The organism is Pseudomonas sp. SM4 (assembly GCF_051913165.1).
Classification (GTDB): domain Bacteria; phylum Pseudomonadota; class Gammaproteobacteria; order Pseudomonadales; family Pseudomonadaceae; genus Aquipseudomonas.
Window position 1 is genome coordinate 63,254 of the sequence record NZ_JBODOE010000004.1, and the last position, 13,515, is coordinate 76,768.

General features: G+C 60.9%; 10 protein-coding genes. 5 read left to right on the plus strand and 5 right to left on the minus strand.

Features of this window, described 5'->3' with window-relative positions:
• Nucleotides 1-19: 19 nt before the first annotated feature.
• Genes ACQ4MY_RS08645 through rfbC form a run of 4 tightly spaced genes read right to left on the minus strand, consistent with a single transcriptional unit; the run spans nt 20 to nt 4,250 of the window.
• The gene (locus tag ACQ4MY_RS08645) at nt 20-475 is read right to left on the minus strand and encodes a thioesterase domain-containing protein (protein ID WP_440094809.1); all 456 of its coding nucleotides are present in this window, start codon (nt 473-475) and stop codon (nt 20-22) included.
• The gene (locus tag ACQ4MY_RS08650; protein WP_158830498.1) at nt 472-1,857 is read right to left on the minus strand and encodes a sigma-54-dependent transcriptional regulator; all 1,386 of its coding nucleotides are present in this window, start codon (nt 1,855-1,857) and stop codon (nt 472-474) included. Before ACQ4MY_RS08650 ends, ACQ4MY_RS08645 begins: the two co-directional genes overlap by 4 nt.
• The gene (locus ACQ4MY_RS08655; RefSeq protein WP_008080507.1) at nt 1,854-3,662 is read right to left on the minus strand and encodes a sensor histidine kinase; all 1,809 of its coding nucleotides are present in this window, start codon (nt 3,660-3,662) and stop codon (nt 1,854-1,856) included. The genes ACQ4MY_RS08650 and ACQ4MY_RS08655 overlap by 4 nt, the downstream gene beginning before the upstream one ends.
• A 42-nt stretch (nt 3,663-3,704) precedes the next feature.
• Nucleotides 3,705-4,250: a dTDP-4-dehydrorhamnose 3,5-epimerase gene (rfbC, locus tag ACQ4MY_RS08660; protein WP_008080508.1), complete on the minus strand. Its 546-nt coding sequence runs from the start codon at nt 4,248-4,250 to the stop codon at nt 3,705-3,707.
• A 168-nt stretch (nt 4,251-4,418) separates the two neighbouring features.
• On the opposite strand from rfbC, the gene ACQ4MY_RS08665 reads away from it, so the two are divergent.
• The 4 genes from ACQ4MY_RS08665 to ACQ4MY_RS08680 all read left to right on the plus strand — a co-directional run bounded on the left by ACQ4MY_RS08665 (nt 4,419) and on the right by ACQ4MY_RS08680 (nt 10,074).
• Nucleotides 4,419-7,331 (plus strand): aminotransferase, encoded by a 2,913-nt coding sequence (locus ACQ4MY_RS08665; RefSeq protein WP_440094810.1) that lies wholly within the window; start codon nt 4,419-4,421, stop codon nt 7,329-7,331.
• A gap of 293 nt (nt 7,332-7,624) precedes the next feature.
• The gene (aguB, locus tag ACQ4MY_RS08670) at nt 7,625-8,503 is read left to right on the plus strand and encodes an N-carbamoylputrescine amidase (RefSeq protein WP_008080510.1); all 879 of its coding nucleotides are present in this window, start codon (nt 7,625-7,627) and stop codon (nt 8,501-8,503) included.
• 5 nt (nt 8,504-8,508) lie between these two features.
• Complete coding sequence (gene aguA, locus ACQ4MY_RS08675; protein WP_440094811.1) at nt 8,509-9,615, plus strand: agmatine deiminase; 1,107 nt, start codon at nt 8,509-8,511, stop codon at nt 9,613-9,615.
• 246 nt (nt 9,616-9,861) lie between these two features.
• A complete protein-coding gene (locus ACQ4MY_RS08680) occupies nt 9,862-10,074 on the plus strand; it encodes a hypothetical protein (protein ID WP_008080512.1) in 213 nt (70 codons plus the stop codon).
• Between the two features lie 151 nt (nt 10,075-10,225).
• Here the strand turns inward: ACQ4MY_RS08680 and ACQ4MY_RS08685 are convergent, their stop codons facing one another.
• Nucleotides 10,226-12,325: a TonB-dependent receptor gene (locus ACQ4MY_RS08685; protein ID WP_440094812.1), complete on the minus strand. Its 2,100-nt coding sequence runs from the start codon at nt 12,323-12,325 to the stop codon at nt 10,226-10,228.
• A gap of 263 nt (nt 12,326-12,588) precedes the next feature.
• Here ACQ4MY_RS08685 and ACQ4MY_RS08690 point away from each other — a divergent pair, with 263 nt between their 5' ends.
• Complete coding sequence (locus ACQ4MY_RS08690; RefSeq protein WP_440094813.1) at nt 12,589-13,257, plus strand: DsbA family protein; 669 nt, start codon at nt 12,589-12,591, stop codon at nt 13,255-13,257.
• Nucleotides 13,258-13,515: the final 258 nt, after the last annotated feature.

Here is a 13,515-nt window from a genome sequence, read left to right on the forward strand (position 1 = left end):
CAGGCTGCGATCTTTTGCTTTAACGGTGCAACACGTACTGCCCCGTAAACGTCACCGCATCGATATCACTCCCGGCATTGACGATCCGCGTCTGTAGCACCAACCGCGCCCGCCCATACCGCTGATACATTGCCAAAAACCGTTTCCACATCACCGCATCGGGCGCCGGGCAAATCGCCGTGGCATCGCCCGTCACCGGCAACGGATAACTGATCTGCCCCTCCTGAATCACGATGTGCCCGTCCTCGATCCCCGCTTCCTTCAAGCGCAAATGCAGCCAGCCCCAGCCGGCCAGCACCGCGCCGCAGTAGAGGCTGCCGCCAAACATGGTGCTCTTGTGATTGACGTTGCGGTCCAGCGGCAAATGCAGGCTCAACTGCTGATCACGCCAGTCGAGCACCTTGAGGCCCATGTCCCGGGTCAGCGGGATGTCATGGTGCAGAATGGCTTCCAGAGCGTCGCTGCTGGTGCTCATTCGTTCTCCTCCCCATGGCTGCTGTCGCCGAAGTTCAGGCCGTGCTTGCGCAGTTTGTCGTGCAGGGTCTTGCGCGGAATCCCCAGCGCCTCGGCGAGGCTGCGCACCGAGCTGTGGGAGCGCGCCAGTTCGGCCGCTATCAACGACTTTTCGAAGTTTTCCACTTGCTCGCTGAGGCCCCCATTGATGACCTGCACGGTGCTGGCGCCATGGCCATCGGCGTCACTGTTGTCCAGCGCCAGTTCCAGGCCGAGGGCGAAACGTTCGGCAGCATTTTGCAGTTCACGCACGTTGCCAGGCCAGGTGTGACGCAACAGCAGGGCGCGTTGTGCCGGTTGCAGCTCGTGGGGCGGCAGGCCGTGGCGAGCGCTGGCTTCGTCGGCGTAATGCTGAAACAACACCAGCGCGTCTTCGCCGCGTTCGCGCAGCGGCGGAATGCGCAGCGGCGCGACGTTGAGGCGGTAATACAAGTCGGCGCGGAAGCGCCCCTGGTCGGCAGCCTGGCGCAGGTCTTCCTTGGTCGCGGCGATGACGCGGATGTCCAGCGGGATCAGTTGATTGCCGCCCAGCCGTTCGACGACGCGCTCCTGCAACATGCGCAGCAGTTTTACCTGCACGTCCATGCTCATGCTCTCGATTTCATCGAGGAACAGCGTGCCGCCATTGGCGAATTCGAACTTGCCGATCCGGCGTTTTTGCGCGCCAGTGAATGCGCCGGGCTCGTGGCCGAACAACTCGCTTTCCACCACGGATTCGGCCAGCGCACCGGCGTTGATCGCCACGAACGGGCCGTTACGGCGGCTGGATAAATCGTGCAGTGCACGGGCGACGACTTCTTTGCCGGCACCGGTTTCACCGAGGATCAGCACGTCAGCCTTGGTCGCGGCCAGCGCGCCGATCTGCTCGCGCAGGCGCAGCATCGGCGTTGAATGACCGACCAGCCGCGCGCTCAACTCATTACGATCGCTCAAGGCCAGACGCAGGCTGCGGTTGTCCAGCACCAGCCGGCGCAGGGCCAGCGCGCGGCGCACGCTGTCGAGCAACGCGTCGCTGGCAAAGGGCTTTTCGAGGAAGTCATAAGCACCGGCGCGCATCGCTTGCACCGCCAGCGGCACGTCGCCGTGGCCGGTGATCAGCAACACCGGCAACTCCGGATCCTGGGCGTGCAATTGGCTGAGCAGTTCCAGGCCGTCCATGCCCGGCATGCGGATATCGCTGACCACCACGCCCGGCCAGTCACGCTCCAGTTGCCCGGCCAGACCTTTGGCTTCGGACAGCGGCAGAATTTTCAGGCCAGCCAGATCCAGGGTTTGCCCGAGGGCCTGACGCAGGTGCGGATCGTCGTCGATCAACACCACCTGAATGCGATTGTCGATGGTCATGCACTTCGATCCTCGGACGGTTGCAGGCTGACCCCGGGCGCACCGGCGCGCAGCCGCAGGGTAATCAAGGCGCCGCCTTGCTTGTGGTTGGCGAATGACAATTCACCGCCGAAGGCGCGCATCAGCGTTTCACAGATGGCCAGGCCCAAACCGAGGCCCTGCGTGCGCGTCTTGGTGGTGTAGAAAGGCTCGCTGGCGCGGCCGAGGGCTTCCATGCAGAACCCCGGGCCGTTGTCGCGAATGTACAGATTGACGCCCTCGGCGGTGGATTCGGCACTCAGCCACAATTTGCGCGGCGGGCCTTTTTCGGTGAGGGCGTCGAGGGCGTTGGCGAGCAGGTTGCCGAGGACTTGGCGCAGTCGGGTTTCCCCGGCCTCGACCCACAGGGTGGCGGCCGGCAGATCGCGGATCAGTTCGACTTCCATGCTGCGGCGTCGTTTGGCCAACAGTGCCAGCGCATCGTCCAGCGCCGGTTGCAGGGCGACGCTTTCCGGGGCGTGGCGATCGCGGCGGGCGAAGGCGCGCAAGTGGGCGATGATCGAGGCCATGCGCCCGGTCAGTTCGCTGATCAACTTGAGGTTGCCGCGTGCGTCGTCGGTGCGCTGATGATCGAGCAGCACCTCGGCATTCTCCGCGTAGCTGCGGATCGCTGCCAGCGGCTGATTGAGTTCGTGGCTGATGCTCGCCGACATCGTCCCCAGTGCCGACAGTTTGCCCGCCTGCACCAAATCATCCTGGGCGCGGACCAACTCCTGCTGCGCCGTTTCGCGCTCGAGCACTTCCTGTTTCAAGCGCCGGTTGAGGCCTTCGAGATCGCTGGTGCGCTCGGCGACGCGGCCTTCCAGCTCACGGCGCGCCTTGGCCTCGAACGCGATGCGTTCCAGGTAGTGGCGGCGGCGTTGCATCATCAAACCGAGCAGCAACATCACCACCAGCAGCGTGGCGCCGCCGATGGCCACCACCGTGCGCACCGGGCGGTCGATCAGCGTACGCGGGGCGAGGATGCTCACGCTCCAGCCGGTTTCGGCAATGTCGTGGGTCTGCGTCAGCCATGCGCTGGGGCTGAGGTTCAGCGGCCGTGGTTCGCGGGTCGGGTAGGGCTGGATCGCAGTGATTGCGGAGCGTTCGGCCTCGCTCAGGATGCGGGTCGAGCGAAAGCGCCATTCCGGGCGTGACGTGAGGATGACCACGCCGTTGTGATCCGTGACCAGCAATTGTTCCGGGGTTTTGCCCCAGAGGCTTTCGGTGTGGTCGAGGTCGACCTTGATCACCAGCACGCCGACGATTTTTTCGCCATTGCGCACGGCGGCGGCAAAGAAATAACCGCGCTTGGCAGAGGTTGTACCGAGACCGAAGAAGCGCCCCAGGCGCCCGGCCATGGCTTCGCTGAAATACGGCCGGAAGGAGAAATTGCGCCCGACAAAGCTGTCATGTTTGTCCCAATTCGACGCCGCCAGCGTCTGGCCGCTGGTGTCCATCAGGTACATGACTTCGGCGCCGGTCTGTGCCGAGATGTTTTTCAGCAGACGGTTGGCATTGCCCTGCGTGACGCCATCGTCCGGCGCCCCGAGCACGGCGCGCAGGGCCGGCAGGTCGCCGAGGATTTGCGGCAACACTTCATAGCGATGCAGGGTGCCCAGCAGGTTGGCGACGTACAGGTCGAGGGTCTGGCGGTTCTGGCCGGCCAGTTCACTGCGGTAATACCGTTCGGCGAGGTGTTCCAGCGGCCACAGCAGCGGCGCCAGACACAGCGCCAGCAGGGCGAGGCTGCGCCAGCGAGGTCTGCGGGGAAGGGTTGGTTTCATGAGCCGGATGCGCCTGGGGTGACAGGCGCATTATGCCTAGGCTCAGGCGAAGACGTCAGCGTCCTTGAACAACGCGGCAGCCTGATCCTTGGCCGACAGCTTCGGCGCTTCGTCCAGCTGCCAATCGATGCCCAGCGCAGGGTCATCCCAGCGAATGCTGCGCTCGGACGCTGGGTCATAGTAATTGGTGGTCTTGTAGAGGAATTCGGCGAACTCGCTCAGCACCACGAAACCATGGGCGAAACCTTCCGGTACCCACAGTTGGCGATGGTTTTCAGCCGACAGGCGCACGGCCACAGACTTGCCGAAATGCGGCGAACTGCGACGAATGTCCACGGCCACATCGAGCACTTCACCGACGGTGACGCGGACCAGTTTGCCCTGAGTGTTTTGCAACTGGTAATGCAGGCCACGCAATACGCCTTTTTGCGAGCGCGAGTGGTTGTCCTGGACGAACTGCGTGTCCAGACCCGTGGCGTCCTGGAACGCCTTGGCGTTGAAACTCTCGTAGAAGAAACCGCGCTCGTCACCAAAAACCTTGGGTTCGATGATCAGAACACCGGGCAGATCGGTGGTGATTACATTCATGAGGATTTCCATAGGCAGGTGTGAATGGCCGACATTCTTGCGCAAAGTGCCGGAGGGCGCGAGTGTTCAGATACAAATATCCGTCTGTGCTGTAACAACCGTTAGGGGTTGCGTCTCGTCAGCAGCAATGGCGATATAAGCGCCTAATAAAATTTCAGGGGTCGTTTCATGCCGCTCGCCACGTTGATTCATCGCGCCAGTTTGCCCAGTCCGCAGGTTTCTGCAGAGCAGGCCCAGCAATGGCTGGCAGAACATTACGGGCTCAGCGGTACGTTGCAGGCGCTCGGCAGTCAGCAGGATCTGAATTATCGCGTCGACAGCCCGCGTGGCCGGTTCGTGCTGAAAATCTGCCGTGGCGATTACGCGCTTGTCGAGTTGCAGGCCCAGCATGCGGGCCTGAAGTTTCTGGCCGAGCATTCGGCGGTGAAGGTGCCACGGGTGATCGCGGCCAATAGCGGCGCCGATCTGCTGTCGCTGCACGTCGGCGGTGAAGCGGTGCATGTGCGCCTGCTCGATTACATCGAGGGCCAGTCGTTGACCCATCTCGATCATCTGGGCCAGGCGGTGGTGGCCGGGTTTGGTCGACTCTGCGGTGAGATGGACCTGGCGCTGGCCGGCTTCGACCATCCGGGGCTGGAGCGCACGCTGCAATGGGATGCGCGCCACGCCAGTGCGCTGATCAGTCATTTGCTGCCGGTCATCAAGGATGAACGTCAGCGGGCATTGATCGCCGCGGCGGCCGAACAGGCCGAGCGACGTTTGCAGCCGTTGCTCGACACGTTGCCGGTGCAGGCGATCCACATGGACATCACCGATGACAATGCGGTGTGGGCGCGCGATGCCGGGCGGCACTGGCAGTTGCAGGGGGTGATCGATTTCGGCGATCTGGTGCGCACCTGGCGCATCACCGATTTGTCGGTGACCTGCGCCGCGTTGCTGCATCACGCGGGCGGCGATCCATTTGTCATCCTGCCGGCCGTGCAGGCGTATCACGCGGTCAACCCGCTGCAACACGAAGAATTGCAGGCGCTCTGGCCATTGATCGTCGCGCGTGCGGCGGTGCTGGTGCTCAGTGGCGAGCAGCAGGTCAGCATCGATCCCTCGAATACCTACAGCCGCGACAACCTCAGCCATGAGTGGGAAATTTTCCGCGTGGCCACGTCGGTGCCACTGGCGCTGATGGAAGCGGCGATTCTTACCGCTGTCGGCCACGCCTTGCCGGCGATCGACAGCGAAGGTTTTGCGCCATTGTTGCCGGGTCTGGTCGGGCGTGAATTTGCGCTGATTGATCTTGGTGTTCTGAGCCCGCATTTCGAGGCCGGTAATTGGGAGCAGGAGGGCATCGATCAGCGGCTGTTGAACGAGGCGGCGGCCGCCCATGGTTTGGCGGCGAGCCGTTATGGTCAGTACCGTTTGTCGCGCACGCGGCCCGACAGCGCCGATGAACCGGACACATTCCCGCTGCACGTCGAATTGCGTGTGCCGAATGGCACTGCTGTGGAGTCGCCGTTCGCGGGCGTGGTGCATCAGGCGCCTGATGGCGCGCTGCAACTCGACGGCCCGCAGCTCAGCGTTCGCCTGTGGGGCGTGACACCTTCGCTGCACAGTGGCGCGGCGCTGGTCAAAGGCCAAGTGCTGGGCGCGGTCAGCGGGCCTTTGCGTGTGCAGTTGTGCCGAGGCGCGCAACTCAATGCGCCGCTGTTTTGCACGCCATCTCATGCGCCGGCATGGCAGGCACTGTGTCCATCGCCTGCTGCGTTGCTGGGGCTGGCCTGTGATGCCGAGCCGGAGCTGGATGGTAAAACCCTGCTGCAACGGCGCGACGCCAGTTTTGCCCGCACGCAAAAACACTATTACGTCGATCCGCCGCGCATCGAACGCGGCTGGCGCAATCACCTGATCGACATGCAGGGCCGCTCCTATCTGGACATGCTCAACAACGTCGCGGTGCTCGGTCACGGCCACCCGCGCATGGCGGCGGTCGCGGCACGGCAGTGGTCGTTGCTCAACACCAACTCGCGGTTCAACTATGCGGCGGTCGCCGAGTTTTCCGAACGCCTGCTGAAACTGGCGCCGGAAGGCATGGACCGGGTGTTTCTGGTAAACAGCGGCAGCGAGGCCAATGACCTGGCGATTCGTCTGGCGTGGGCGTACAGCGGCGGTCGCGACATGCTCAGCGTGCTTGAGGCCTATCACGGCTGGACGGTCGGTGCCGATGCGGTCTCGACGTCGATTGCCGACAACCCGAAAGCCCTGGAAAGCCGCCCGGACTGGGTACACCCCGTGACGGCGCCGAACACCTATCGCGGTGAATTCCGTGGCCTCGATTCGGCGCCGGATTACGTGCGCAGCGTTGAGCATCAGTTGCAACAGCTCGCTGAGCAAAAACGCCAATTGGCCGGGTTTATCTGCGAGCCGGTGTACGGCAATGCCGGTGGCATCTCGCTGCCGCCGGGTTATCTGCAACAGGTGTACGCCTTGGTGCGCGCGCAGGGCGGGGTGTGCATCGCCGACGAAGTACAGGTCGGTTATGGGCGTATGGGCAACTTCTTCTGGGGCTTTGAAGATCAGGGCGTGGTGCCGGACATCATCACCATGGCCAAAGGCATGGGCAACGGCCAGCCACTCGGTGCGGTGATTACCCGCCGGGAGATCGCCGAGGCGCTGGAGGCCGAGGGTTATTTCTTCTCGTCGGCGGGTGGCAGTCCGGTCAGTTGCCAGATCGGCATGGCGGTGCTCGATGTCATGGAAGAAGAAAAACTCTGGGAGAACGCGCAGGTGGTCGGTGGCCACTTCAAGGCGCGGCTCGAAGCGTTGATCGATAAACATCCGCTGGTGGGCGCGGTGCACGGTTCCGGGTTTTATCTGGGGCTTGAGCTGATCCGTAATCGCGAGACATTGGAGGCGGCGAGCGAGGAGACCGCCGTGCTCTGCGATCGCCTGCGCGAGCTGGGGATCTTCATGCAGCCGACCGGCGATGATCTGAACATTCTCAAGATCAAGCCGCCGATGGTGACGTCGCGCCGCAGTATCGACTTCTTCGTCGACATGCTGGATCGGGTGCTCACCGAGGGCCTCTGACACTCACCCCATGTAGGAGCTGCCGAAGGCTGCGATCTTTTGATCTTGTCTTTCAATAGCAAAATCAAGAGATCGCAGCCTTCGGCAGCTCCGACATGGGTACGGTTTTAATTCGATTTGTATCGGCTTTCTGTGCGCTAAATTAGACGAAATGCATTTTCGTAGCTTCTAAAGCCGATATTTATCGGCTATAAAGTCGCCATTGCTCCGGCTTGGCGATCGCTTGTCCGGTGCGCGCGTTTTTCTTTTCGGTCGAATGGTCGACCGCCAAAGTACTTGCCCGGAGATGATTGATGAGCCGTATCGTTACCGTTGCTGCCACTCAGATGGCCTGTTCGTGGGATCTGGAAGCCAACCTCGAAATCGCTGAAAGGCTGGTGCGCGAAGCCGCCGCCAAAGGCGCGCAGATCATCCTGATTCAGGAACTGTTCGAGGCGCCGTACTTCTGCCAGAAGCCGAACCCGGACTATCTGCAACTGGCGACGACGGTGGAAGACAACGTCGCGATCAGACATTTCCAGAAAATCGCCAAAGAGCTGCAAGTGGTGTTGCCGATCAGCTTTTACGAGTTGGCCGGCCGCGCTCGTTTCAACAGCATCGCGATCATCGATGCTGACGGCAGCAACCTCGGGATTTATCGTAAAAGCCACATCCCGGACGGCCCGGGCTACCACGAGAAGTATTACTTCAACCCGGGCGACACCGGTTTCAAAGTGTGGAACACCCGTTACGCGAAAATCGGCGTGGGCATCTGCTGGGATCAGTGGTTCCCGGAAGCCGCGCGGAGCATGGCCCTGCAAGGCGCGGAAATCCTCTTCTATCCAACGGCAATTGGTAGCGAGCCGCACGACAAGACTATTTCGTCGCGCGATCACTGGCAGCGTGTGCAACAGGGCCATGCCGGCGCCAACCTGATGCCGCTGATTGCCAGCAACCGCATCGGCAACGAAGAACAGGACGGCTACGACATCACGTTCTACGGCTCGTCGTTCATCGCCAACCAGTTCGGCGAAAAAGTGCAGGAGCTGAATAAAACCGAAGAAGGTATTCTTGTGCACACTTTCAACCTCGACGAGCTCGAACATATTCGCAGCGCGTGGGGTTCATTCCGTGACCGCCGTCCGAACCTGTACGGTGCGTTGAAAACCCTCGACGGTTCCTTGGAGTCCTGATCCCGATGACCACATTGAAAAGTACCCCGCGCGCCGACGGCTTTCACATGCCGGCCGAGTGGGCGCCGCAAACGCAGACCTGGATGATCTGGCCCGAGCGCCCGGACAACTGGCGTCTGGGTGGCAAACCGGCGCAAGCCGCACACGCAGCGGTGGCCAAGGCCATTGCGCGCTTTGAACCAGTGACCGTGGCCGTGTCCGCCGGCCAATACGAAAACGCCCGTGCACGCCTCGACGTGCCGAATATCCGCGTGGTCGAGATGTCCAGCGATGACGCCTGGGTACGCGACAGCGGCCCGACCTTCGTCATCAACAACAACGGTGAAGTGCGCGGTGTGAACTGGGATTTCAACGCCTGGGGCGGTTTCGACGGCGGCCTGTATTCGCCGTGGAATCGTGATTCGCAGGTCGGCGGCAAGATCCTCGAGATCGAGCGCAGCCCACGTTATCGCACTGAGGGTTTTGTGCTCGAAGGTGGTTCGATTCACGTCGACGGTGAAGGCACGCTGATCACCACCGAAGAGTGCCTGCTGAACCGCAATCGCAACCCGCACCTGGGCCGCGAAGAGATCGAAGCGGTACTGAGCGCCAATCTGACTGTGGATAAAATCATCTGGCTGCCGGACGGTTTGTTCAACGACGAAACCGACGGTCATGTGGATAACTTCTGCTGCTACGTGCGTCCGGGTGAAGTGCTGCTGGCGTGGACCGACGATCCGCAGGATCCGAACTACCCGCGCTGCCAGGCCGCGATGAAAGTCCTGCAAAGCAGCACCGACGCCAAGGGGCGCCCATTCACGGTGCACAAAATGCCGATTCCGGGGCCGCTGTACGCGACCGAAGAAGAGTGCGCCGGGGTCGATCCGGTGGACGGCACGCAAGAGCGCAATCCGTCCGTGCGCCTGGCCGGTTCCTACGTGAACTTCCTGATCGTCAACGGCGGCATCATCGCGCCGAGCTTCGACGATCCGATGGACGCTGGGGCGAAAGAAATCCTGCAGAAGCTGTTCCCGCAGCACGAAGTGGTGATGGTGCCGGGCCGCGAACTGTTACTGGGTGGCGGCAATATCCACTGCCTTACCCAGCAGCAGCCCGCGCCGCACAAAGAGTGAGTTGAGTCGTAACAGCTTGAGTTGATTAATAAATCAGCCGGGCAATGATTAGCTCGCTATATATCAACCGAGGCCCGCACTCCGACAGGATGGCGGGCTTCTTTGTATCCACTTGTCGACAACAGAGAAACATTGGCATAGCTCTTGTATTCATCACCCGTGCACTAGGGAGGGGGAAGAACTTCAACAGTTCTGTCATAAACCTTGGATAACGTAGCCGCTCATGAACGGGGAGAGAGCGCTGAAATGAACGCCGAAGTGAACGTAGTCAGCGAGCGGACGTTGCATCCCATGGCCGTAAATGGCGAATCGCTGCAGATTGTCGCGCACTGGTTGAAGTCCAATGGAACGCGTCAGATCAGGGAACCTGATCCGCGCCGGATGATGATCGAGCGTTACCCCGCTGGCCTGTTCAGCGAGGCCGAACTGGAAGCGTTATGGGCTGTGATGGAAGGATAAGAACAACAACAGGGATTGGTAAAAGCGCTGCCGGGATGGCGGCGCTTTTTTATGCACGAAAGAAAAGATCGCAGCCTGCGGCAGCTCCTGCATTGAGATGTACATTTCCCTGTAGGAGCTGCCGCAGGCTGCGATCTTTTGATCTTGTTTCTTAAAAGCTATAAGTCCCGGTCATCACGACGCTACGCGGCGCCCCCGGCTGAATCTGATACTGGCTGGTCGCCGACGCGTAGTAATCACGGTCGGTGATGTTGTTCAGTGCCGCCCGCAAATCCCAATCCTTCATCCGGTAACCCACCAACGCATCCCAGCGGCCATATCCCGGCAATACGGTGGTGTTGGCGTTGTCGGCATAACGCTGGCCAACCAGGGTCAGACCGGTTTCGCCGTACCAACCCATCTCCGGTTTCCAGGTCAGGAACAGGCTGCCGTTATGCTTGGCGACGTTGTTGATGCGTTTGCCTTCCAGGCCATTGTTGTCCTTCTCGATGGTCGCATCCTGCATGCCGACGCCACCGCGCATGTACCAGTTGCCGACGATGTTGCCGGTCGCGGTCAACTCGATCCCGCGAGAACGTTGCAGGCCCGACAATACGGTCAGGGTCGGGTCGTTGGGATCGGTGGTACGACGGTTGTAGAGTTCCAGGTCATAGATCGCCAGCGTGGTGCTGAGACGGTCATCGAGCCAGTCGCTCTTCACGCCGATTTCTTTTTGCTTGGTCAGCTCGGGACTGAGGTCGTGGCTGTTGCCGGCCGCGCCCGGGGTGATGCCGATCAGGCCACCGCCGACGGGCGAGAAGGTCTTCGACCAAGAGGCGTAGAACGAGTGATTCTGCAGCGGCGTCCAGACCAGGCCCACGCGCGGGCTGGTGCTGTGGCTGTCGCGGTCTTCGGAGATGTTGCGCAGCTTGTTGGTCGACTCGATGGCGAAGGTGTCGTAACGCAGACCGCCGAGCAGTTGCCATTGATCGTTCAGGCGCAGCTGGTCCTGCACGTACACCGCGCGACTTTCGACTTCGGTATGGCTGCTGCTGGAAACCTGCATGCTGCCGGTGTGGCGCCGGTCGCGATTGGGGCTGTAAAGGTCGAGCGACGGCACCGGGCGTGCGCCCGGGGTTCTGCCGGTGGCGGCGTTGTACAGCGTCGGGTCGCGGCGCTGACTGCCGGTTTCAACGCCGGTGAGCAGGCGATGCTCAAGGCCGAACGTATCGAAACCACCTTCCAGTTCGAGGTTGTTGTAGATGTTGCGAGTGGTCAGATCCTGCTGCCAGTGCTGGCGCGTAACCTGGCGGGTGGCCGGGGTGAAACCGGTCAGGTAAGTGTTGTCGAAATCGCTGTCGAGCTTGAACACGCCGAGGGTCTGGCGCAGCTGCCAGTTATCGTTGATTTCGTAAGTGAGTTTGGAGCGCAGCGACTGCGACTTGTCGTCGATAAAGTCGTGATCGTTGCCATAGGTCGTGTCGCGACCGACATCCGCCGGGCGCCCGTTGACGCCGGGAATGCCGCGATCCGGGGTGCGGTTGTAACGGCTGTATTCGTACTGCACCAGCCAGTTCAGATCCGGCGTCAATTGCCAGCTCATCGAGGGCGCGAACAGTTGGCGATTGCCGCTGACGCCGTCGCGGAAGCTGTTTTCATCCATGTTGCCCATGTTCAGGCGCAGGCTGATGTTGTCGCTCGGGTCGGTGCTGAGGTCTGCGTAAAGGCTGCGCAAATCTTCGCTGCCGCCCTGGGCTTCGAGGGTCGAGCGACGGCCGGCTTCCGGCGTCTTGCTGACGCGGTTGACGATCCCGCCCTGACTGCCACGGCCGTACAACACGGCGGCCGGTCCCTTGAGCACTTCGACGCGCTCGATATTGTGCAGGTCGCGCTTGTATTGGCTGTCGTCGCGGATGCCGTCCAGATAGAAGTCGTTGCTGGCGTCGAAGCCACGGATGCGCAGGCTGTCGAAGCGGGTATCGGCGCTGCTGCTGACGTTGGGCATGCCGCTCAAGGCATCGCCGATATCGTTGGTGCCGTAGTCGGCGACGTTCGACGTCTTGATCGAATCAATGGCCTGCGGCACATAACGCACCGGCGTCGAAGTGCGGGTCGCGGTGTTGCTGACTTTTACCCGTGGATCATCGGTTTCGGCTTCGGCAGCGCTGATCGATGTCTCGGGCAATGTTGTAGGAGCAGCGTAGGAAAAACCGGCAGACAGCAGGGCAGAAAGGCCAACGCTGTAGGACGTAAGGCGAAAGGGGGCAGGCATTGAAGAAAACATCCGTAGGATTTTTAGGCTGTAGCGTGTAGGGATGCGGATGATAATGCTTGCTATTTACTTCCGTTAATTATTCCTGAGAAGTTCCCCTGCGTGATTGTTTCAATTTGTGTCGATGTTGATACAAATTCATCGAGCAGGCCATTCGCCCGATTCACGAAACAGACTGAAAGCCGTTTCGAGGTTTTTCCGTTTCGGCTGGAGGCATAGTCTTCCGGCATCAATTTTTGCCTGTTGGCTGCCGGAGATGACTGATGATCCTTCACTACATTTACGACCCGTTGTGCGGCTGGTGTTACGGCGCCAAACCGTTGGTGCAGGCTGCGCAAAACGTGCTGCCAGTGGTTGCGCATGCCGGCGGGATGATGAGCGGCGCCAATCGCCAGCGTGTTTCGCCGCAGCTGCGCAATTACGTAATTCCCCACGACCGGCGTATCGCCGAATTCACCGGGCAGCCATTTGGCGAGGCGTATTTCGAAGGTTTGCTGCGAGATCATTCAGCCGTCTTCGATTCGACGCCGCCGATTGCTGCGGTCATGGCAGCCGAATCCATCGACGGTGGCGGTGTGCAGATGCTTGGTCGATTGCAGATTGCGCACTATGTGGAAGGGCGGCGAATTGCCGATTCAACAGTGCTGCTGGAATTGGCGGTCGAGAGGGGTTATGCACAGGAGGACTTCCACATTGCCTTAGAATCGGTCGACACCGAGGCGCACATAAAAGCCAGTCGCCAGTTGCTGGCACAACTGGGCGGCCAGGGTTTTCCTACGTTCGCCCTGGAGCAAGACGGGCAATTCAAACTAGTCGACATCAGTCCCTGGCTGGGGAAGCCGCAACCTTTCGCGGACTGGCTGAAACAATCGATCAGCGTCGATGAGGCCGGTGCGACCGCTGCGCTTTGCGGGCTCGAAGGATGCGCTTGAGGTCACTGTATTCACTGGTTGCAGGCATTTCCGTGCAAGGAGTCAGCGCAAAATTTACGTTTCTTAGACGATTTTCGCCTATTTAAAGACGATTCTTGAAATTGACACATAGTTCAGGGCGCGGCTACGATTCGGCCCAACGCCTGTGGCCAACCGCCATGACTCAAAATAATAAGAAGGCCCGCCACGGCATTGTCGTGGGCGGGTCTTTTTGTTTCGGGATGAAAAAAGAGTGCAATAGCGCCGTTTCAGCCGTTC

Excerpts from the sequence above, each read along its gene's own strand:
- ACQ4MY_RS08645 (WP_440094809.1), bottom strand. The coding sequence starts at position 475 with ATGAGCACCAGCAGCGACGCTCTGGAAGCCATTCTGCACCATGACATC.
- ACQ4MY_RS08650 (WP_158830498.1), bottom strand. The coding sequence starts at position 1,857 with ATGACCATCGACAATCGCATTCAGGTGGTGTTGATCGACGACGATCCG.
- ACQ4MY_RS08655 (WP_008080507.1), bottom strand. The coding sequence starts at position 3,662 with ATGAAACCAACCCTTCCCCGCAGACCTCGCTGGCGCAGCCTCGCCCTG.
- rfbC (WP_008080508.1), bottom strand. The coding sequence starts at position 4,250 with ATGAATGTAATCACCACCGATCTGCCCGGTGTTCTGATCATCGAACCC.
- ACQ4MY_RS08665 (WP_440094810.1), top strand. The coding sequence starts at position 4,419 with ATGCCGCTCGCCACGTTGATTCATCGCGCCAGTTTGCCCAGTCCGCAG.
- aguB (WP_008080510.1), top strand. The coding sequence starts at position 7,625 with ATGAGCCGTATCGTTACCGTTGCTGCCACTCAGATGGCCTGTTCGTGG.
- aguA (WP_440094811.1), top strand. The coding sequence starts at position 8,509 with ATGACCACATTGAAAAGTACCCCGCGCGCCGACGGCTTTCACATGCCG.
- ACQ4MY_RS08680 (WP_008080512.1), top strand. The coding sequence starts at position 9,862 with ATGAACGCCGAAGTGAACGTAGTCAGCGAGCGGACGTTGCATCCCATG.
- ACQ4MY_RS08685 (WP_440094812.1), bottom strand. The coding sequence starts at position 12,325 with ATGCCTGCCCCCTTTCGCCTTACGTCCTACAGCGTTGGCCTTTCTGCC.
- ACQ4MY_RS08690 (WP_440094813.1), top strand. The coding sequence starts at position 12,589 with ATGATCCTTCACTACATTTACGACCCGTTGTGCGGCTGGTGTTACGGC.